Source organism: Streptococcus sp. FSL E2-3488 (assembly GCF_038003585.1).
In the GTDB taxonomy this organism is placed as follows: Bacteria; Bacillota; Bacilli; order Lactobacillales; family Streptococcaceae; genus Streptococcus; species Streptococcus thermophilus.
Genome location: NZ_JBBOPL010000001.1, coordinates 260,959 through 281,229 on the forward strand (window position 1 = coordinate 260,959; position 20,271 = coordinate 281,229).

Sequence of the window (20,271 nt, forward strand, 5' to 3'; positions counted from 1 at the left end):
TATGACAGAAAGATGTTAAAATTAATATCGTAAAGAAAAGTGAAACGTTTTCAAAAACAAATTTTGTTAAAGATGTTAAAATTGATATCGTAAAGAAAAGCGAAACGTTTTCAAAAACAAATTTTATTAAGGAGAATTTTGCAAATGGATTACAAACAAATTGCAAAAGAAGTCATCGAAGCCCTCGGTGGACGTGAAAATGTTAACAGTGTTGCTCACTGTGCGACACGTCTACGTGTTATGGTTAAAGATGAAAACAAAATCAATAAAGAAAAAGCTGAGAATATTGAAAAAGTTCAAGGTGCTTTCTTTAACTCAGGTCAATACCAAATGATATTTGGTACAGGTACTGTTAACAAGATTTACGACGAAGTCGTTGCTCAAGGTCTTCCAACAGCATCTAAAGACGAACAAAAAGCAGAAGCTGCTAAACAAGGGAACTGGTTCCAACGTGCCATCCGTTCATTCGGTGACGTTTTCGTTCCATTGCTTCCAGCTATCGTAGCGACTGGTCTTTTCATGGGTATCCGTGGAGCCATCAATAATGATACAGTTCTTGCTCTTTTTGGTACAACATCTAAAGCCTTCGCTGCTACTGATTTCTACACTTATACAGTTGTATTGACAGATACAGCCTTTGCCTTCTTCCCAGCCTTGATCTGTTGGTCAGCCTTTAACGTTTTCGGTGGTTCACCACTTCTTGGTTTGGTTCTTGGTTTGATGATGGTTAACAATGTTCTTCCAAATGCTTGGGATGTTGTATCAGGTGCTGCAAAACCAATTTACTTCTTTGACTTTATTCCAGTAGTTGGTTACCAAAACTCAGTCCTTCCAGCCTTCTTCGTAGGTTTGATTGGTGCTAAGTTTGAACAATGGGTTCGTAAATGGGTTCCAGATGTTCTTGACCTTCTCTTGCGTCCACTTGTTGTCTTTGCTGTGATGTCAGCTTTGGCCCTCTTTATCATTGGTCCTGTCTTCCACACAGTTGAGAGCTACGTACTTGCTGGTACAGAGTGGATTCTTGCCTTGCCATTTGGTCTTGCAGGTCTTGTTCTAGGTGGTATTCACCAAATTATCGTCGTTACAGGGGTTCACCACGTTTTCAACTTGCTTGAAGCTAACCTTATTTCTAATACAGGTAAAGACCCACTTAACGCTATCATCACAGCTGCGATGACTGCTCAAGCTGGTGCAACACTTGCTGTTGGTGTTAAAACTAAAGACTCTAAGTTGAAAGCTCTCGCTTTCCCTGCAAGTCTTTCAGCAGTACTTGGTATCACTGAACCAGCTATCTTCGGGGTTAACCTTCGTTTCGGTAAACCATTTATCATGGGTCTTATCGCTGGTGCTGCTGGTGGTTGGTTGGCATCAATCCTTAACCTTGCTGGTACAGGATTTGGTGTAACAATCGTTCCTGGTACTCTTCTCTACCTAAATGGTCAAGTACTTAAGTATGTAATCATGGTACTTGTAACACTTACTCTTGGTTTCGCTCTTACTTGGATCTTTGGATATAAAGAGGAAGAGGTTGAAGCTCAAACAGAAGTTGTTGCTGAAGATATCGCCTCAGCAGGTTCTGCTCCAGTTGCATTGCAAGCTGAAACAATTGCTGCACCACTTAAAGGTGAAGTTGTAGCTTTGGAAAATGTAAATGACCCAGTCTTCTCTTCAGGAGCTATGGGTAAAGGTTCCGCTATCAAACCTTCAGGTAACCGAGTTGTTGCACCATTTGATGGTGAAGTGCAAATTGCCTTCCCAACAGGTCACGCTTACGGTCTAAAATCTGATAAAGGTGCTGAAGTGCTTATCCACATCGGTATCGATACTGTCTCACTTGACGGTAAAGGATTTGATGCTAAGGTTCAAGCAAATCAACGTGTTAAAAAAGGTGATGTCTTGGCTACCTTCGATAGCTCAGTTATCACTGAAGCAGGTCTTGACGATACAACTATGGTTATCGTTACAAACACTGCAGACTACGAAGATGTTTCATCAGTAGCAACTGGTTCAGTTGCTGAGGGTGATGACTTCATCGCAGTTAAATAATAAGCTAGAAAAGTCGAAGCTGTTTCGGCTTTTTTAGTTGAATGTTTTATAAAGAAGAGTGATATGAAGCCAAGTTGGTAGCAGCTTAAATATGCTTTTATTTAGATTGTCTTTTATCTTGCTTTTCTTTATAATAGTGACAAGATAGTTATTTATTAATCATAAAAGGAGTTAGCTTTACATATGGCTAAACTATACGGAAGCTTGGAAGCTGGTGGTACAAAGTTTGTTTGTGCTGTTGGTGATGAGAAATTCCAAGTCATTGAAAAAACTCAATTCCCAACAACTACACCTTACGAAACAATTGATCGTACGGTTGAATTTTTCAAACGTTATGAAGATCAGTTGGAAGGAATCGCTATTGGTTCATTTGGTCCGATAGATGTTGATCCAAATTCAGAAACATATGGTTTTGTAACTTCAACGCCAAAACCACACTGGTCAAACATAGACCTTCTTGGTTTAATCGCTAAGGAATTTAATGTTCCGTTCTACTTTACGACTGATGTGAATTCATCTGCTTATGGTGAAACACTTGCTCGTAAAGGTGTTAAGAGTCTTGTTTATTACACTATCGGAACTGGTATTGGTGCTGGTGCTATTCAAAATGGAGAATTCATTGGTGGCTTAGGTCATACTGAGGTGGGTCACGTCTATGTACCACTTCACCCAAATGATGTTGCCAATGAATTTAACGGAACGTGTCCATTCCACCGCGGATGTTTGGAAGGTTTGGCTGCTGGTCCATCGCTTGAAGCCCGTACAGGTATTCGTGGTGAATTGATTGAGCAAAACTCTGAGGTTTGGGATGTTCAATCTTACTACATTGCTCAAGCTGCTGTCCAAGCAACTGTGCTCTACCGCCCAGAGGTTATCGTCTTTGGGGGTGGTGTTATGGGACAAGAACACATGCTTCGCCGTGTCCGTGAAAAATTCACAGCTCTGTTGAATGGTTACCTTCCAGTGCCAGACGTGACTGAGTATATTGTGACACCGGCTGTTTCAGGTAATGGGTCTGCGACACTTGGTAACTTTGCACTTGCCAAAGATGTAGCTGACAAATACTCACGCAAATAACCCAAATATGTAAAATCGCTTTAAGACATGATCTTAAGGCGTTTTGCTCTATACAGGAGGATGTAATGGAACCTTTATTTTTAGATTCGCCAATGCATGAAAAAATATGGGGAGGTAATCGACTTAAGACAGAGTTTGGTTATGATATTCCTAGTGAACACACTGGAGAATACTGGGCAATCTCTGCTCATCCTAATGGTGTATCTTACGTCAAGAACGGGAAGTATTCTGGTTTTCATCTAGCAGAACTTTACAAAGACAAACCAGAACTTTTTGGACATCCAAAGGCGAGTGTATTTCCTTTGTTGACAAAGATTTTGGATGCTAATGATTGGCTGTCAGTGCAGGTACACCCAGACGATGCCTATGGTATGGAGCATGAAGGTGAACTAGGAAAGACGGAGTGTTGGTATATTATTGACGCCGAAGAGGGCGCTGAAATTATCTATGGCCACAAGGCTCAAACCAAGGAAGAGCTGGCAACTTTGATTGAAGCGGGTGATTGGGATGGGCTTTTGTCGAAAACGCCTGTAAAAAAAGGTGACTTTTTCTTTGTACCAAGCGGTACCATGCATGCTATTGGTCCAGGTATCCTTATCCTAGAAACACAACAATCTAGCGATACCACTTATCGTGTATATGACTTTGATCGTAGAGATGATCAAGGCAATCAACGTGAGCTTCACATCCAACAGTCTCTTGAGGTTCTGAATCTTGGGGAGCCCCAAAATAGTGTTCCATCAACTGTTAAGACCATGCAGTTAGAGATGACTTGTTTGACATCAAACGCCTTTTTCACAGTATACAAATGGAAATTCAGTGGATTAGTTGATTTCAAGCAATCAGCCCCTTATTTGCTCTGTTCAGTGCTTTCTGGTAATGGGACTTTGACTGTCGATTCACGCATTTATTGTCTAAAAAAAGGTGATCACTTCCTTCTTCCAAATAATGTTACAGATTGGGAAATTGATGGACAATTAGAGATGATTGTCAGTCACCCTAACGAGGCTTGAGTATGAGTAATGAACAAGCATTATCAGCTCTTTTTGAGCGTGTTGAAATTGGGTGATCCTATTATTTTGAGGGAGCTTATTATCGTTTGAAAGACTATGGAGACCACATTTATGGTTTGCAACGGGCAATTTCTGATATGTGTGGTGAAAAGACAGCCTCTCCTAGTATCAAATTTTACTGGGAAAATGGTGTCCTGGAATACGAATTTTACGTGGATTTTGAGGCCAGCCCTATGATTATGAAGGATTATAGTAGTAGTGATAGAGCTTTCTTTGAACAGGCCTTTGAAAATCTCTTACATGACTTTGAGGATTTCTTAGAGAATCAAGAAATCATTGAGGGATAGCCTTGAAGTGTTATTGTCGATATTTTCAGTGAATCTAATAAAGAAGTTTTAGTTTATTTGCTAATCTGTTGTGAAAGCCTTTAAACTAGGGCTTTTTTCTTTGTCAATACTTGAGTGATTTCTTGTTTAAAAGGGGCATTTGTGGTAAAATACGGAGATAAGGACTGTCGAAAGGAAAAAAGATGGCAAATATATTACGCAAAATCATTGAAAATGATAAGGGCGAAATTAAAAAACTAGAAAAAACTGCCAAGAAAGTTGAGAGCTATGCTGATGCAATGGCAGCTCTTTCAGATGAAGAACTTCAGGCAAAAACAGAAGAATTTAAACAACGATACCAAAACGGAGAAAGTCTAGATCAGCTCTTGCCGGAGGCATTTGCGGTTGTTCGTGAGGGAGCAAAACGTGTCCTTGGACTTTTCCCATATCGTGTGCAAATTATGGGTGGTATTGTGCTTCACTATGGTGACGTAGCGGAGATGCGTACAGGGGAAGGGAAAACCCTTACTGCGACAATGCCTGTCTACTTGAATGCTATTTCAGGTGAAGGTGTACACGTTATCACCGTTAACGAATACCTTTCAGAGCGTGATGCGACTGAAATGGGTGAGCTTTATAGTTGGCTCGGTTTGTCAGTAGGGATCAACCTTTCATCTAAATCACCAGCTGAAAAACGTGAAGCTTATAATTGTGACATCACTTACTCAACCAGCTCAGAGGTAGGTTTCGACTATCTTCGTGATAATATGGTTGTTCGTAAGGAAAACATGGTACAACGCCCATTGAACTTTGCCTTGGTCGATGAGGTTGACTCGGTTCTTATTGATGAAGCTCGTACACCATTGATCGTATCAGGGCCTGTAAGTTCAGAAACTAATCAGTTGTATCACCGTGCGGATGCTTTTGTTAAGACATTGACTGAAGATGATTATGCGATTGATATTCCAACAAAAACAATTGGTTTGAATGACTCAGGTATTGACAAGGCTGAAGAGTTCTTCAACTTGGAAAATTTGTACGATATTGACAATGTTGCCTTGACTCACTATATTGACAATGCCCTTCGTGCCAACTACATTATGTTGCGTGATATTGACTACGTGGTAAGTCCTGAGCAAGAAATCCTTATTGTTGACCAATTTACTGGTCGTACCATGGAAGGTCGTCGTTTTTCAGATGGGCTCCACCAAGCCATTGAGGCTAAAGAAGGTGTACCAGTCCAAGAGGAAACCAAGACTTCTGCCTCAATCACTTACCAAAATATGTTCCGTATGTACAAGAAATTGTCAGGTATGACTGGTACTGGTAAGACTGAAGAGGATGAATTCCGTGAAATCTATAACATGCGAGTCATCCCAATTCCAACAAACCGTCCAATTCAACGTATTGACCATGATGACCTTCTGTACTCAACTTTGGATGCTAAATTCCGTGCTGTGGTACAAGATGTTAAGCGTCGTTATGAGAAGGGGCAACCAGTTCTTATTGGTACGGTTGCCGTTGAAACATCTGACTTGATTTCTAAGATGTTGGTTGACGCAGGTATTCCTCACGAAGTGCTTAATGCCAAGAACCACGAAAAAGAAGCGCATATTATCATGAATGCAGGTCAACGTGGTGCTGTTACGATTGCGACCAATATGGCCGGTCGTGGTACTGACATCAAACTTGGTGAAGGTGTTCTGGAGCTTGGTGGACTTTGTGTCATTGGTACAGAGCGTCATGAAAGTCGTCGTATCGACAACCAGTTGCGTGGTCGTTCGGGACGTCAAGGGGATCCAGGGGAGTCTCAATTCTACCTATCACTTGAAGACGAATTGATGCGTCGTTTCGGTTCTGACCGTATCAAGCATGTCTTGGAACGTTTGAACGCTGATGACGAAGATATTGTTATCAAATCACGTATGTTGACCCGTCAAGTGGAATCAGCTCAAAAACGTGTCGAAGGGAATAACTACGATACTCGTAAACAAGTCCTTCAGTACGATGACGTTATGCGTGAACAGCGTGAAATCATCTACGCTGAGCGTTATGATGTTATTACAGCAGAACGTGACCTTGAACCTGAAATCAAGGCTATGATCAAGCGTACTATTAACCGTATGGTTGATGGACACAGTCGTAACGATCAAGAAGAAGCTCTTAAAGGTATCTTGAACTTTGCACGTCAGGCCTTGGTTCCTGAGGATGCCATCTCGCTTGAAGATCTAAAAGAAGTGGGAGAGGTGACTAAACGTAGTGTTAATTATGATGCTATCAAGGTTTATCTGACTGAGTTAGCAGATAATGTTTATGATCGTCAAATTAAGAAATTGCGTTCAGAGGAGGCTATTCGCGAATTCCAAAAAGTCTTGATTTTGATGGTTGTTGATAATAAGTGGACAGACCACATTGATGCCCTTGATCAATTACGTAACGCCGTTGGTATGCGTGGTTATGCGCAAAACAACCCAATCGTTGAGTATCAATCTGAAAGTTTCAAGATGTTCCAAGATATGATTGGTGCTATTGAGTATGATGTAACTCGTACGATGATGAAAGCACAAATCCACGAACAATCTCGTGAACATGTTAATGAACGTGTTTCAACAACAGCAACAGGCAATATTCAAGCACATCAAGCAGATGCTAATGGTCAAGAGATTGACTTTAGCAAGGTTGGTCGTAATGACTTCTGTCCATGTGGCTCTGGTAAGAAATTCAAAAATTGTCACGGTCGTAAACAGTTTAAGATAAAAAGAAATAGGTAATTATAATGGTTTTTAAAGCAGTAAGTGAAAAAATTGATTTTGATGCAGTTAAAGAATCAACTACATTGACAGGAGAAGCCCTTGCCAAGAAGCAAGCTCGTGATAAAGAGCTTGAGGCAATCATCAAGGGTGAGGACAACCGTACACTTTTGGTGATTGGTCCATGTTCATCTGATAATGAGGATGCAGTTCTTGATTATGCACACCGTTTGGCTAAACTTCAAGAAGAAGTGAAAGATAAAGTATTTATGGTTATGCGTGTTTATACTGCTAAACCTCGTACAAACGGTGATGGGTATAAAGGGCTTGTGCACCAACCTGATGCTGAAGGAAAACCGAATCTAATTAATGGTATCAAAGCTGTACGTAATCTTCACTACCGTGTTATCACAGAAACTGGTATCACAACTGCTGACGAAATGCTTTACCCGGAAAACCTTCCTTTGGTAGATGACCTTGTGTCCTACATTGCCATTGGTGCTCGTTCTGTAGAAGATCAACAACACCGTTTCGTCGCGTCGGGTATTGACGTACCAACTGGAATGAAAAATCCAACATCAGGTAACCTTAACATTATGTTTAATGGTATCTATGCTGCACAAAACAAACAAGACTTCCTCTTTAACGGTGAAGAAGTTCAGACATCTGGAAATCCGTTAGCACACGCTATCCTTCGTGGATCAACAAATGAATACGGGAAGAATATTCCTAATTTCTACTATGATGATATCCTTGATACTATTAACACCTATGAAAAGATGGGACTTCAAAATCCATTTATCGTGATTGATACGAACCACGATAATTCTGGTAAACGTTACTTGGAGCAAGTACGTATTGTACGTCAGACCTTGATTAACCGTGATTGGAATGAAAAAATCAATAAGTTTGCACGTGGATTTATGATCGAGTCTTATCTTGAAGATGGTCGTCAGGACACACCAGAAGTTTATGGAAAATCAATTACTGACCCATGTCTTGGTTGGGATAATACTGAGCAATTGATTCGTGAAATTCACGCAACACTTTCAAAATAATAATTTGAAAACAGTCTGAATGTAAAGAATTGAGCCGTTTTGGGATCTTCCAAACGGCTCGACTCTTTATCCAAAATAGGAAGTAGAGAATAGGGAAATGGGAATTCATAAAATTAGTTCATTAATTGATACAGCAGAAGTAAGAAAAGCACATGCTCTTACAGGAGATGACTTGGCGAAAAAACAGGTTAATGATAGTGCCTTAGCTAAGATAATTAAAGGTGAGGATGATCGTCTTCTCTTAGTTATTGGACCATGTTCGTCAGATAATGAAAAAGCTGTACTTGACTATGCTCATCGCCTATCTAAGTTGCAAGAGGAAGTCAAGGATAAGATTTTCATTGTTATGCGTGTTTATACGGCTAAACCACGCACAAATGGTGATGGTTATAAAGGACTTGTTCACCAACCTGATTCAGAAGGAGCTACTGATCTTATAACAGGTATTAAGGCAGTGCGTCGTCTACAATCTCGCATTATTAGGGAAACCGGACTTCCGCTTGCTGATGAGATGCTATATCCGACAAATCTAATCTATTTTGAAGATTTGTTAAGTTACCATGCTATTGGTGCTCGATCAGTTGAAGATCAAGAACATCGTTTTGTGGCTTCGGGGCTTGATGTCCCAACGGGGTTGAAAAATCCAACTTCTGGAAATCTTAATGTTATGTTCAATGCTATCTATGCTGCTCACAACGAGCAAGAGTTTATCTACAATGGCCATGAAGTGAAAACAGACGGTAATCCATTAGCACATGCTATTTTACGTGGTTCTAGTAACGAATATGGTCAAAACGAGGTTAACTACCACTACGAGGACTTAGTTAAGGCTTTGGATAAATATAGTGAATTTGGTTTAGAAAATCCATTTATTCTTGTTGATACAAATCATGATAACTCTGGTAAAAACTTCATGGAGCAAATCCGTATTGTGCGTGAAGTTCTTCTTAACCGTGAGTGGGATAAGCGTATTGCTGATACTGTGCGTGGCTTTATGATTGAATCTTATCTTGAAGATGGTCGTCAAGATACACCTGAAGTTTATGGAAAATCAATCACAGATCCATGCCTCGGTTGGGAAAAAACGGTTAACCTTATTCGTGAAATCCATACTACCCTTTCAAAATAGTTTATGATTTTTGGACATGGTATAGACTTGCAGGAAATTTCAGCAGTTAAAAAGGCCTATGACCGAAACCCACGTTTTGCAAAGAAAGTACTGACACCAAAAGAATGGGAGCGTTTCGAGTCCCTTTCTGGAGAGCGTCAGATGTCGTTTCTGGCAGGCCGTTGGGCGGGGAAGGAAGCTTTTTCAAAGGCCTGGGGTACTGGAATCGGAGCAGTCGGTTTTAAGGATATTGAAATTCTAAATAATGATAAGGGAGCTCCCGTGGTTACTCAGTCGCCTTTTGAAGGAAATGTCTTTATCTCCATTTCTCATAGTGGTGATTTTGTTCAGGCAAGTGTCATTTTAGAAAAAACCAAGAGATAGGTGTTGGAAGAGGATAGCTTATGATTTCGAGTTTACATCGACCAACCTTGGCAAAGGTTGATCTGTCAGCAATTTCAGAAAATATTGAACAAGTGGTTAGTCATATTCCTAAACAGGTGCAGACTTTTGCAGTTGTAAAGGCCAATGCTTATGGTCATGGCGCTGTTGAAGTGGCTAAACATGTGTCTAAGCAGGTGGATGGTTTTTGTGTTTCTAACCTAGATGAGGCGCTTGAACTTCGTCAAGCTGGCATAGAGCAACCGATACTTATTTTGGGAGTAGTCTTGCCAGATGGTATTCCCTTGGCTATTCAAGAAAATATTAGTCTGACGGTGGCCTCACTTGAGTGGTTGGCACTGGCTCAGAAACAAGAGCTTGATTTGACAGGTTTGACCTGTCATATTAAGGTTGATTCAGGTATGGGTCGTATTGGGGTACGTAACCTAAAGGACGCAGATAACTTGATTGCTGGTCTGAAGGCTCTTGGTGCTGATGTCGAAGGTATTTTTACTCATTTTGCAACAGCTGATGAAGCAGATGATAGTAAATTTAAGCGTCAATTATCTTTCTTCACCGATTTGGTGGATAACTTGACTGATAGACCTCGCTTGGTGCACGCTAGCAACTCAGCGACAAGTATTTGGCATGCAGCAACCGTCTTTAATACGGTACGTCTGGGTGTTGTCATCTATGGTCTCAATCCTAGTGGCAGTGTCTTGGAACTTCCCTATAATATTCAACCTGCCCTAAGTTTAGAGACAGCTCTTATTCATGTTAAGACCCTTCCAGCCGGTCAAGACGTGGGTTACGGTGCAACCTATACAACTACGGATGAAGAAGTTATTGGAACGCTTCCAATTGGCTATGCGGATGGTTGGACTAGAGATTTACAAGGTTTCCATGTTATTGTGGATGGACAACTTTGTCCTATTGTTGGGCGTGTGTCTATGGACCAGATCACTGTTCGCCTTCCTAAGGTTTATCCACTAGGAACTCCAGTTACGCTTATGGGTGAAAATGGAGGAGCGAGCATTACTGCGACAGAGGTGGCTGAAAAGCGTGGCACAATCAACTACGAGGTCCTTTGTTTACTTAGTGATCGTGTACCTCGTAGCTATGACTAATATAAAAAAGGAACTCCAGTTTGATACTGGATTTTTTGATTTTAGGGAAGATCATTTCCATGTGTTATAATAGCTGATAAGGCTTCCTCTTTTACAAGGAATAGAACTCGATAGAAATGATATAGAATATGATTCAACTAGATTCACCAATTGCAGATTTGAAGGGCTTTGGTCCTAAGTCCGCTGAAAAATTTACCAAATTAGATTTACACACAGTTGGGGACCTCTTGCTTTATTTTCCTTTTCGATATGAAGATTTTAAGAGTAAGTCCATCTTTGAACTGATGGATGGAGAAAAGGCCGTCATTACAGGAACAGTGGTAACACCGGCCAATGTGCAGTATTATGGCTTTAAACGTAATCGTCTTAGCTTTAAAATAAAGCAGGGTGAGGCTGTGATTGCCATTAATTTCTTTAATCAGCCTTATCTTGTGGACAAGTTTGAGGTGGGGGCAGAAGTGGCTATCTTTGGCAAGTGGGACCGTAAGAAGTCTGCAGTGACTGGTATGAAAGTCTTGGCTCATGTTGAGGACGATATGCAGCCAGTCTACCATGTGGCTCAGGGTGTTAGTCAGGCCCAGCTGATAAAGGCTATAAAGGTAGCTTTTGACAGTGGCGCCCTTAATTTGTTGGAGGAAAGTCTCCCCCAAGTGCTGATGGACAAGTATCGTCTCATGGGACGTCAAGAGGCTGTGCGTGTCATGCATTTTCCTAAAGATTTGGCTGAATATAAGCAGGCCCTACGTAGGATTAAGTTTGAGGAGCTCTTTTATTTCCAGATGAATTTACAGGTGCTAAAGGCTGAGAATAAATCAGAGACCAATGGACTAGCGATTTCTTACGATGAGGTAAAAATAAAAGCCAAGATTGCTACCCTTCCTTTCCCTCTGACCAAAGCCCAGGAGCGCAGTTTATCAGAAATCCTAGCTGATATGAAATCTGGGGCTCACATGAACCGTCTCTTGCAGGGAGACGTGGGCTCAGGAAAGACAGTTATTGCTAGTCTTGCCATGTATGGGGCTTATACGGCAGGATTGCAGTCTGCCCTTATGGTGCCGACGGAAATCTTAGCAGAGCAGCATTATCAGAGTTTGAAGGGACTTTTTCCTGAGCTAAAGGTAGTCCTCTTAACTTCTGGGATGAAGATGGCAGATAAGAAAGTAGCTCTTTCTAAAATTGAGTCTGGGGAGGCTCAAATGATTGTGGGAACTCACTCACTGATTCAGGATGCGGTGATTTATCATAAACTTGGGTTGGTGATTACTGATGAACAGCACCGATTTGGAGTTAACCAACGTCGTATTTTCCGAGAGAAGGGAGACAATCCTGATGTCCTCATGATGACAGCAACACCCATTCCTAGGACCTTGGCAATCACTGCCTTTGGGGAGATGGATGTGTCAATCATTGATCAGATGCCGGCTGGACGTAAGACTATTATTACCCGTTGGGTTAAACATGAGCAACTAGACACCGTATTGACTTGGATTAAGAGTGAGTTAGAAAAAGATGCTCAGGTCTATTTTATTTCTCCTTTGATTGAAGAGTCTGAGTCTCTTGATTTGAAAAATGCTGTTGCCCTTCATCAGGAACTCACAGAGTTTTTTGGAGATTCAGCTACGGTGGCTCTGATGCATGGTCGGATGAAAAATGATGAAAAAGACCAAATTATGCAGGATTTTAAGGACAAAAAATCTCAGATTTTAGTATCAACCACAGTTATTGAAGTTGGAGTTAACGTACCTAATGCTACGGTTATGGTTATTATGGATGCGGATCGTTTTGGACTTAGCCAGCTTCACCAGCTTCGAGGCCGTGTAGGGCGTGGAGACAAGCAGTCTTACTGTGTCTTGGTGGCTAATCCTAAAAATGATACCGGTAAAAAACGCATGCAGGCCATGTGTGAGACTACGGATGGTTTTGTTTTAGCAGAAGAGGACCTTAAAATGCGTGGCTCAGGAGAGATTTTCGGGACGCGGCAGTCAGGCATTCCTGAATTTCAGGTGGCTGATATTGTGGAAGACTATAATATCCTAGAAGAAGCAAGGTGCGTGGCCAGTCAAATTGTTTCTGACCCTAACTGGCGTGAGAATCCTGATTGGCAGGTGCTAGAAGCTCATTTGAGAAACCAAGATGAGTTTGACTGAGGAGGAAACCAATGAAAAAGAAGCGGTTAAAACTCGATTTTTTGCTATCTGCCATGCCTTCTTTCTTAGGATGATAGGTCTTATATTTTATTTTGCAGGCTTTACCTTATTTTATCCATGATAACAAAAACTCTCAGTGAACTCACTGAGAGTTTTTGCTTCCTTCAAGTTTATTACAAGCTTTCTTTAAGTTAGAGACCCTATAATAAAACCATCAAAACGAGTTAGGTTTTGATAATAAAACGTTTTGGCTAGGTCAAACCATTCCTAAAAAGGAGGAAAAACAATGACAGTAAAAATTAAAGTAATTTATAACCCCAATTTTCAAAAGCATCCTCAAGACTTTAAGGTTTATCAAAACTAATAGTGATGCCCAGGAAGAGGCTAAATTTACCCATATTCTACAGCTTTCATCCCTCAATTTCCAAAAATCCTTTTTTCTTTTTCATAACGTAGAATCCCTCTTCTTAAAATCATAACAAGTCTAGACGGAAGAATGACCAGTTTAGGCGATTAACATAAGTAAGATAACCGGTTGAGATTTTCTTAACTGGTTTTTCTGTTTTTCGAATCATTGAACAAATCTTATTTGTAAAGTAGTAAAACCTTATCTATAAACTAGTATTTTTTCTTCAGCCATGCAATCCGGGATAGACTGGCTAGCACAGTACCACAGACCATGGTGACATGTGTCTGTAAGACGATTAGTTCCTAGTGGAAATCTTTGTTTTCCAATTTATCAGTTGCTTCAATGCTAAGTTTCATGTCTTACCCTTCAATATAATCTTTTAATTCTTGGCCTTCTAGTCCTGCACTGAGTGCAATGAGGAGCTTGAGACGAGCTTTTGGAGCATTGAGTTCTTTGATGAACATAACGCCTGCTTCTTGGAGTTTAACACCACCACCTTCATAGGCATAGACTGGCTCGGCGATGCCGTTAAAGCAACGGGAAACGAGTACAACGGGAACTCCCTTGTCCATAAGTGACTTAATTTCTCTTGCAGCTAGTGGTGGGAGATTTCCGGCGCCTAGAGCCTCGATAACCACGCCGTCAATCTTTTCAGGGGCTAGGAGACTGATGATACCATCTCCAATTCCCATTCCAGCATAAGCCTTAATGATTGGCACAGTTCCTGTAATTTGTTTCAAGTCAAAGCGAACACGAGGCTCAGCAGTTTTGAACCAGAGGATATCATGCTTCATGATGATGCCTAGTGGACCATGGGTTGGTGTTTGGAAGGTTGCCACGTTTGTAGTATGGGTCTTAGTCACGTACTTGGCCGCATGGATTTCATCGTTCATAACGACTAGGACACCTTTATCGGCAGCCTTGTCATTGCTTGCGACACGAAGGGCTGAGAGATAGTTGTAGACGCCATCGCTTCCTAGCTCATTTGACGAACGCATGGCACCAGTTATGACGATTGGAATTTCAGGAACGTTCATGGTATCTAGGAAGTAGGCTGTTTCTTCCAGGGTATCTGTTCCGTGGGTGATAACCACCCCATCATATTGTCCAGCTGTTTCCTTGATTTTTTTATAAATATCAAGCATGTGGTAAGGCGTAATGTGTGGGCTAGGGATGTTAAAGAAGTCTAGAACAGTTAAGGCTAGATTATCTAGATCAAGTCCAACATGGTTCATGGGATTATCAGCATTTTGACTGACCTTGCCATCGTCATCTGCGGACATGGAAATGGTTCCTCCAGTATGAAGGACTAGGATTTTTTTAATCATTTATACTACTCACTATCTTATTTATGTTATAATTTATTTTAGCATAAAATGTTAGAAGGAGGGGAGCTCTGTGGCCATTAAAGCAGTCTTTTTTGATATTGATGGGACTTTTCTAAATGACCGAAAACGCGTGTCTAGTTCAACCAAAAAAGCCATCAGTCAGATGAAGGAAGATGGTATCTTAGTTGGTTTGGCAACAGGTCGTGGTCCAGGATTTGTCCAGCCTTTCATGGACAATCTAGGTTTGGATTTTGCAGTCACTTATAACGGTCAGTATATTTTGACTCACGACAAGGTCCTTTATCAAAACCAGCTCCCTAAATCAACAGTCTACAACTTGATTCGCTATGCCACCAAGCACCGTAGAGAGATTTCTCTAGGGACTAGTACAGGTCTTGTTGGTTCTAATATCATCAGTATGGGGACGAGTAAGTTTGGGCAAATCGTTAGTCGTATTGTCCCTAAGTCCTGGGCTAAGATGGTGGAGCGTAGTTTCAAGTCTTTGATTCGTCGTTTCAAGCCACAAAGCATTGAAACCCTTAAAACTATCATGCGTGAGCCTATTTATCAGGTAGTTATGGTAGCGACGGTGGGTGAAACACAAGATATTGAAGAAAAATTTCCTCATGTGAAGATTACCCGCTCAAGTCCTTACTCAGCCGATATTATTTCAGCGGATCAATCTAAGTTGAAAGGTATCGCTCATCTAGGTGAGGTTTTTGGTTTCGAACTCAGTGAGGTTATGGCCTTTGGGGATTCGGAAAATGATCTAGAAATGCTGTCTGGCGTCGGCGTTGGTGTTGCCATGGGAAATGGGGAAGATGAACTGAAAGACCAGGCTACCCATGTCACTGATACTAATAACCAGAATGGGATTGCCAAAGCCTTGTCACACTATGGTTTGATTCACTTTGAAACAGAGAATTCATTTACCAGTGATGATGATAATTTCAACAAGGTTAAGGATTTCCACCATTTGATGGATGGCTCAACTATCGATATGCCTCGTGTTTACGGTATTGAGGAAGCTAGTCACCGTTCGGACTTCAAGTTGGAAGAAATTGTCGAATTCCTCTATGCTTCATCAGGTGGGGACAAGCGTGTCTTTGGTCAGGCTGTTCTAGATTTGCATGCTGCTCTTGACAAGGCAGCGCTCAAAGTTAGTTCTAAAGAGCACTCAGAGTCAACTATGGTTGATCAGGTGGATGCATTGACTGACTTGCTTTACTTGACCTATGGCTCATTTGTCCTTATGGGTGTGGATCCTAAGCCTTTCTTTGATACTGTTCATGAGGCTAATATGGGTAAAATTTTCCCAGATGGCAAAGCTCACTTTGATCCTGTGACCCACAAAATTCTTAAACCAAGTGATTGGGAAGAGCGATTTGCACCAGAACCACACATTAAACGTGAGCTAGATCGTCAGATTCAAAAATCTCTACAAAGAAGTAAATAAGAAGAGAAAAAGGTTTGGACAGTCTGCTCCAAATCTTTTTCTAATAAAAATGACAGTTATTGATAGCCCTACTTGTGGAAAAATAATGTCATTCTATGTATTTTTAAGGAGTTTATTATGACTAAAGCAGATTGGTTAGATTTTTTTGAAGCCATTAATGGTCGTTCAGCAACTGAAGAAGAAATTGCAGCAGCACTTGCAGCAGGTGAGTTTCAAGATGACGCACCAGCAGTTGAAGCGGCACCTGTTCAAGAAGCACCAGCACAACCAATCTTTGCAGGGGCTTAAACCAACTCCAGTCCAAGGAGTGCCAAATCAAGCAGTGCGACCACAAGCTGGTTTTGCGAATGGGCAAGCTGGTCAGCAAGTAGCTTTTGCTAACGGTCAACCTCTTCAACCAGGTCAAAATATCCAATTTATCAATGGCCAAGCTGTAGTTGTTCCAGCCCAACCATCAGCATTTGCAACAACTTTCAAAAATTACTGGACAGGGTTGCTTAATGCATGGCGTCGTCCAGCAGATATGACAGATTATGGTAAACATAATGCTTGGCTTAATTATATCTTCTTGTCATTCTTTACAGGGCTTGCATTCTTTACTATCTTGAGCGCAATAGCACGTAAAGTGGTTAACACTTTAAAGTCAACAGCGAGTGTATTCAGCAGTATCTTTGGATCTTTCGGATCAAATGATTACTCACCATCAGTTTCAAGTCATGCATCTAGTATTGGTTTTGCGGCTTTCTTTGCAAGTATTTTAGATGCCTTCCTCTTTATCTTTGCCTTCATCTTGGCAGGATTTATAACACGTAAGGCCATCTTTTGTGCCCCTGCAACAACCTTCTTAAATAGCTTCGATCGTTTTGGTCGTTTGACATCATTAGCCTTGCCAGTATTGCTTGTAACTATCTTGTTGGGAGCTATTGGACTTGTTGTCTTCCCAAGCTTTTTGTTTAATATAGTTTGTACTTTGTTTGCAATTGCTAACCTCTTTACAATTGTTCCTGTAACAACAGCATGGAAGGCTGATAAGTTCTATCAAATGATCTTGGCAGCACTCTTGAACGGTGTCGTTTTGTCTATCTTGTTTGCAATCGTATTTACTATCATGTCATCATTTACAATAGGTCTTCTATTCTAAGTAAGCTTAACGATTTTTGAAAAGGCAAGTGTATAGGAGTCTTTATGGCAACAAAAGAAAAGTAGATTGATTTATTTGAAAAGGCAGTTGGTCATCCGCCCCATGTCTTAGAAATTGAAGAAGGCCAAAAATCAGATTTTGATTTAAAGGCTATTAAAGGCATTTCCGCAATGGGATTGGATTAGGAAGTTACTTCTCCTGAACTAACAGAAAAAATTGATGAGTATGACGTTGCCGAGGAAGTGGTTGAAGATGTGGCCCTTGATGACGAAGAGGAAACGACTTTATTAGAAACTGAGGAGCTCACGCCGGTGTCTCGCGAAGACCAGACTCACACCGAAGAACATTCATAAGCTACTTCTAAAGAAGCACAAGTAATCTGGATGAAGGCCTTCAAAAACTAAGTAGGTCGTCAGCCTCTTCCTGAGGAATTTCTTATAGGTAGGTCTTCAGGTTATGATGTGTCGATCATCTATCAGTTTATCTCATATGGTAAGGCTGCTAAACTGGCCAATCCAGCCATGGCAAAAGGAAAGAGAATCCTGATTATTGCTGGTATTGTTGTGGTAGTCTTAGCGCTTGCTGGTTATGGATTTGGTTTTTATTATTACTCACGTGGTCAAGTAGCAGATCGTTATGAATCAGCAACTTATGGTAAGTTTGATAGTTATGCCTCAAATCATAACACAACCCCAGATGGTGTTTCTGACATTTTCCTTAATGATACTGATGATACCATGTATAAGGATGTAACGGCTGATATCGATAAAAATACTACGGGAGCCAAGAACCGTTCCGCTGATAGTATTACTTTCTCAGATGTTGATGTAACTAAAGTCGTTCAGACTGGTGAAAAGAACTTTAAAGTAACTTTCACGGCAGTCTATAATTTCTTTTATGGCTATGATTCGAAGCTCAAGTCATCAGGAGATATTAAAGACAAAATTTCATGGTCATGTAATGTGGAATATGTTGGTGACGATAGTGACTCTAGTGGTAGCAGTTCTAACTACAGCGACTACCATATCAATGGTAAAGCTATCGAATCACAAAAAGTGAGTCGTGAAGATACTGTGAAATAGTAGTTGTTTTCTCATAGAGCTAGTCATTGTTAAACTGATTACAATTAGGAGGGTAGTCCTCTCTACTAAAAATGAGAGCCTGGTAATTGCCAGGTTCTTTTGTTTGTCTGTTTTTACCTCTTAGGGTCTAAACTTTACCACTTACCTAAAAGGCCTTGTTTAGTTTAAAGCAGCTGTTATAATAGAAGAACCATCAAAAGGACAGGAAAGGAGTATTATGAAAGTTAGAATCGAATTGGACCCATCCATGGATGAGCCTGAAATCTTGATTCGAGCTCCTCGGTTAACACAGGAATTGGCCCAGCTCCAAGAATCTATTCTAAAGAAAAAGTTAGTTCCTTTAGCCTTTTACAAGGATCGAAGCGAATATTTTCTGGATTTGGCAAATATTCTCTTTTTTGAAACAGACGGGGAAAAGATTTTTGGACATACCAAGGATGAGGCCTATGAGGTGAAGCAAAAGCTCTACGAATTAGAAGAGTTGCTCCCGATTGCCTTTTGTCGGATTTCCAAATCGACGATTGTTAATGCTAAGCAGATTTATTCTTTAGAGAAGTCTTTTTCGGGGACTAGTACGGTGAATTTCTATCAGACCCACAAGCAGGTCCATGTATCAAGACGCTACTATCAAGTTTTAAAAGAACGACTAAACGAAATGAGGTAAGATAATGAGAAAGAAATTAATTGGGATCCTCTTGATCCTTTTGGCAGCTTTGGTAATTGTACAAGACTATTTTATAAAATGGGAAATTAGTATTTGGATGTTGGCCTGGGTAGTCTTATTGGCAATTTTGTCCCTTTCTAGTCTTTTGAAGCGACATTTTGGTCTTGGTTTCGCCTATGGCATTGTGGCTCTATTTTCACTTAATGGACAGTTCCATTTTCTTCCAGTATCTAACTCGGTCCTTATCTTCTCTTCCATTCTTGCAGTTATTGGCTTGAACATTCTCTTCAATTCTTCTAGTAAAACAAAGAATCGCTTTGGACTGGGTTCTACTGGCTCAGACGCTAATAATGGTGGAAATGATATTGATGTCACTTTTTCAGTAGTGACCAAATATCTCAATGACCAGCAATTTACACATGGGAGTGCGGATGTTAGTTTAGGACAGGCTTCCGTTTATTTTGATAATTGCCGTATTGAGGGGCCATCTGCTCAGTTTGATGTGGACGTTTCTCTTGGAAGTCTTAGCCTCTATGTGCCCAGTGATTGGCGGGTGCATGTGAATGTGGATAACTCTCTTTCAGCTGTACAGCATGAGGAAAATCCTAGCAACTTAACTAACAAGGACTTCTACATCAAAGGTGATGTTTCCTTGGGTAATTTAGAAATTATTTATGTTGGTGAGAGTTCGATTGATTAAGTTAGTGGAGGGAACCTCTGATTAATATAATACCTATTGTTTTATCTCATCTCCTGTGATAAGATAGGCTCAATCTATTTTCAGGAGGGACAAGAGCTCTGGGATTCCTAACGTCATCAAGTCTTTTAAATCAACTAATACTCGAGGGAGTAGGACAAGGGAGAGTTTTTGAAAAGCTGTTCGGTATCACTCTCTTTTTTCCTACTAGAACAGGAATTAATTTTTAAATAAAGTTGTGGTGCTAAATCTTTTGATTTGGTTCTTTTTTTGGCTAGAGGACCAGATATTTTGGGCTTTTCCTGCAGGAGATAAGCTTATGCCTGGACCATAGGCCAGAGGGCTAGAAAGGGATGAGGGAGGAGTCTGATTGTTGGTTAATTCTGTGTTATAATAGCAAGGATTAGTGGTTGTTAGTGCTAAGTGAATGGAAATTCTTGCTTAGTCCGACTTAGTCCGAA

At 40.7% G+C, this 20,271-nt stretch carries 15 protein-coding genes and 1 pseudogene; 15 read left to right on the forward strand and 1 reads right to left on the reverse strand.

Annotation, left to right across the window (positions count from 1 at the left end; genetic code table 11):
- The first annotated feature begins 144 nt into the window (after nucleotides 1-144).
- From MHH90_RS01540 to recG, 10 genes are all read left to right on the forward strand, one after another.
- Nucleotides 145-2,046, forward strand: a complete 1,902-nt coding sequence (locus MHH90_RS01540) for a sucrose-specific PTS transporter subunit IIBC (protein ID WP_340725745.1) — start codon at nucleotides 145-147, stop codon at nucleotides 2,044-2,046.
- Nucleotides 2,047-2,229: 183 nt separating this feature from the next.
- Complete coding sequence (scrK, locus tag MHH90_RS01545) at nucleotides 2,230-3,123, forward strand: fructokinase ScrK (RefSeq protein WP_100273134.1); 894 nt, start codon at nucleotides 2,230-2,232, stop codon at nucleotides 3,121-3,123.
- Nucleotides 3,124-3,188: 65 nt separating this feature from the next.
- On the forward strand, nucleotides 3,189-4,136 hold the full coding sequence (manA, locus tag MHH90_RS01550; protein WP_011226534.1) for a mannose-6-phosphate isomerase, class I: 948 nt from the start codon (nucleotides 3,189-3,191) through the stop codon (nucleotides 4,134-4,136).
- A gap of 86 nt (nucleotides 4,137-4,222) precedes the next feature.
- Nucleotides 4,223-4,483: a hypothetical protein gene (locus MHH90_RS01555; RefSeq protein WP_014621950.1), complete on the forward strand. Its 261-nt coding sequence runs from the start codon at nucleotides 4,223-4,225 to the stop codon at nucleotides 4,481-4,483.
- 182 nt (nucleotides 4,484-4,665) lie between these two features.
- Entirely contained in the window at nucleotides 4,666-7,233 is a 2,568-nt protein-coding gene (secA, locus tag MHH90_RS01560) for a preprotein translocase subunit SecA (RefSeq protein ID WP_084830776.1), read from the forward strand.
- A gap of 5 nt (nucleotides 7,234-7,238) precedes the next feature.
- Nucleotides 7,239-8,270: a 3-deoxy-7-phosphoheptulonate synthase gene (locus tag MHH90_RS01565; RefSeq protein WP_011681613.1), complete on the forward strand. Its 1,032-nt coding sequence runs from the start codon at nucleotides 7,239-7,241 to the stop codon at nucleotides 8,268-8,270.
- A 97-nt stretch (nucleotides 8,271-8,367) separates the two neighbouring features.
- Nucleotides 8,368-9,399, forward strand: coding sequence for a 3-deoxy-7-phosphoheptulonate synthase (locus MHH90_RS01570; protein WP_002947699.1), 1,032 nt, complete (start codon nucleotides 8,368-8,370; stop codon nucleotides 9,397-9,399).
- A gap of 3 nt (nucleotides 9,400-9,402) precedes the next feature.
- Entirely contained in the window at nucleotides 9,403-9,762 is a 360-nt protein-coding gene (acpS, locus tag MHH90_RS01575) for a holo-ACP synthase (RefSeq protein WP_002951878.1), read from the forward strand.
- 20 nt (nucleotides 9,763-9,782) lie between these two features.
- Nucleotides 9,783-10,886, forward strand: a complete 1,104-nt coding sequence (alr, locus tag MHH90_RS01580) for an alanine racemase (RefSeq protein WP_014727691.1) — start codon at nucleotides 9,783-9,785, stop codon at nucleotides 10,884-10,886.
- A gap of 128 nt (nucleotides 10,887-11,014) precedes the next feature.
- Nucleotides 11,015-13,033, forward strand: a complete 2,019-nt coding sequence (gene recG, locus MHH90_RS01585; protein WP_014608687.1) for an ATP-dependent DNA helicase RecG — start codon at nucleotides 11,015-11,017, stop codon at nucleotides 13,031-13,033.
- A 768-nt stretch (nucleotides 13,034-13,801) separates the two neighbouring features.
- Here the strand turns inward: recG and MHH90_RS01590 are convergent.
- A complete protein-coding gene (locus MHH90_RS01590) occupies nucleotides 13,802-14,767 on the reverse strand; it encodes an asparaginase (protein ID WP_041827163.1) in 966 nt (321 codons plus the stop codon).
- A gap of 73 nt (nucleotides 14,768-14,840) precedes the next feature.
- Between MHH90_RS01590 and MHH90_RS01595 the strand changes: the two genes are divergently transcribed.
- The 5 genes and pseudogenes from MHH90_RS01595 to MHH90_RS01615 all read left to right on the forward strand — a co-directional run bounded on the left by MHH90_RS01595 (nucleotide 14,841) and on the right by MHH90_RS01615 (nucleotide 19,813).
- Nucleotides 14,841-16,226 (forward strand): Cof-type HAD-IIB family hydrolase, encoded by a 1,386-nt coding sequence (locus MHH90_RS01595; RefSeq protein ID WP_084830774.1) that lies wholly within the window; start codon nucleotides 14,841-14,843, stop codon nucleotides 16,224-16,226.
- A gap of 117 nt (nucleotides 16,227-16,343) precedes the next feature.
- Nucleotides 16,344-17,367 (forward strand): annotated as a pseudogene (locus tag MHH90_RS01600) (DUF6574 domain-containing protein).
- A gap of 461 nt (nucleotides 17,368-17,828) precedes the next feature.
- Nucleotides 17,829-18,449 (forward strand): hypothetical protein, encoded by a 621-nt coding sequence (locus MHH90_RS01605; RefSeq protein ID WP_011226524.1) that lies wholly within the window; start codon nucleotides 17,829-17,831, stop codon nucleotides 18,447-18,449.
- Nucleotides 18,450-18,666: 217 nt separating this feature from the next.
- Nucleotides 18,667-19,113 carry a LytTR family DNA-binding domain-containing protein gene (locus tag MHH90_RS01610; RefSeq protein ID WP_011681598.1) on the forward strand — a complete coding sequence of 149 codons (447 nt, stop codon included), beginning with the start codon at nucleotides 18,667-18,669 and terminating at the stop codon, nucleotides 19,111-19,113.
- 4 nt (nucleotides 19,114-19,117) lie between these two features.
- Nucleotides 19,118-19,813 carry a hypothetical protein gene (locus tag MHH90_RS01615; protein ID WP_011681597.1) on the forward strand — a complete coding sequence of 232 codons (696 nt, stop codon included), beginning with the start codon at nucleotides 19,118-19,120 and terminating at the stop codon, nucleotides 19,811-19,813.
- Nucleotides 19,814-20,271 lie beyond the last annotated feature (458 nt).

Coding starts and splice junctions, on each gene's coding strand:
- MHH90_RS01540 (WP_340725745.1), top strand. CDS start 145: ATGGATTACAAACAAATTGCAAAAGAAGTCATCGAAGCCCTCGGTGGA.
- scrK (WP_100273134.1), top strand. CDS start 2,230: ATGGCTAAACTATACGGAAGCTTGGAAGCTGGTGGTACAAAGTTTGTT.
- manA (WP_011226534.1), top strand. CDS start 3,189: ATGGAACCTTTATTTTTAGATTCGCCAATGCATGAAAAAATATGGGGA.
- secA (WP_084830776.1), top strand. CDS start 4,666: ATGGCAAATATATTACGCAAAATCATTGAAAATGATAAGGGCGAAATT.
- MHH90_RS01565 (WP_011681613.1), top strand. CDS start 7,239: ATGGTTTTTAAAGCAGTAAGTGAAAAAATTGATTTTGATGCAGTTAAA.
- MHH90_RS01570 (WP_002947699.1), top strand. CDS start 8,368: ATGGGAATTCATAAAATTAGTTCATTAATTGATACAGCAGAAGTAAGA.
- acpS (WP_002951878.1), top strand. CDS start 9,403: ATGATTTTTGGACATGGTATAGACTTGCAGGAAATTTCAGCAGTTAAA.
- alr (WP_014727691.1), top strand. CDS start 9,783: ATGATTTCGAGTTTACATCGACCAACCTTGGCAAAGGTTGATCTGTCA.
- recG (WP_014608687.1), top strand. CDS start 11,015: ATGATTCAACTAGATTCACCAATTGCAGATTTGAAGGGCTTTGGTCCT.
- MHH90_RS01610 (WP_011681598.1), top strand. CDS start 18,667: ATGAAAGTTAGAATCGAATTGGACCCATCCATGGATGAGCCTGAAATC.
- MHH90_RS01615 (WP_011681597.1), top strand. CDS start 19,118: ATGAGAAAGAAATTAATTGGGATCCTCTTGATCCTTTTGGCAGCTTTG.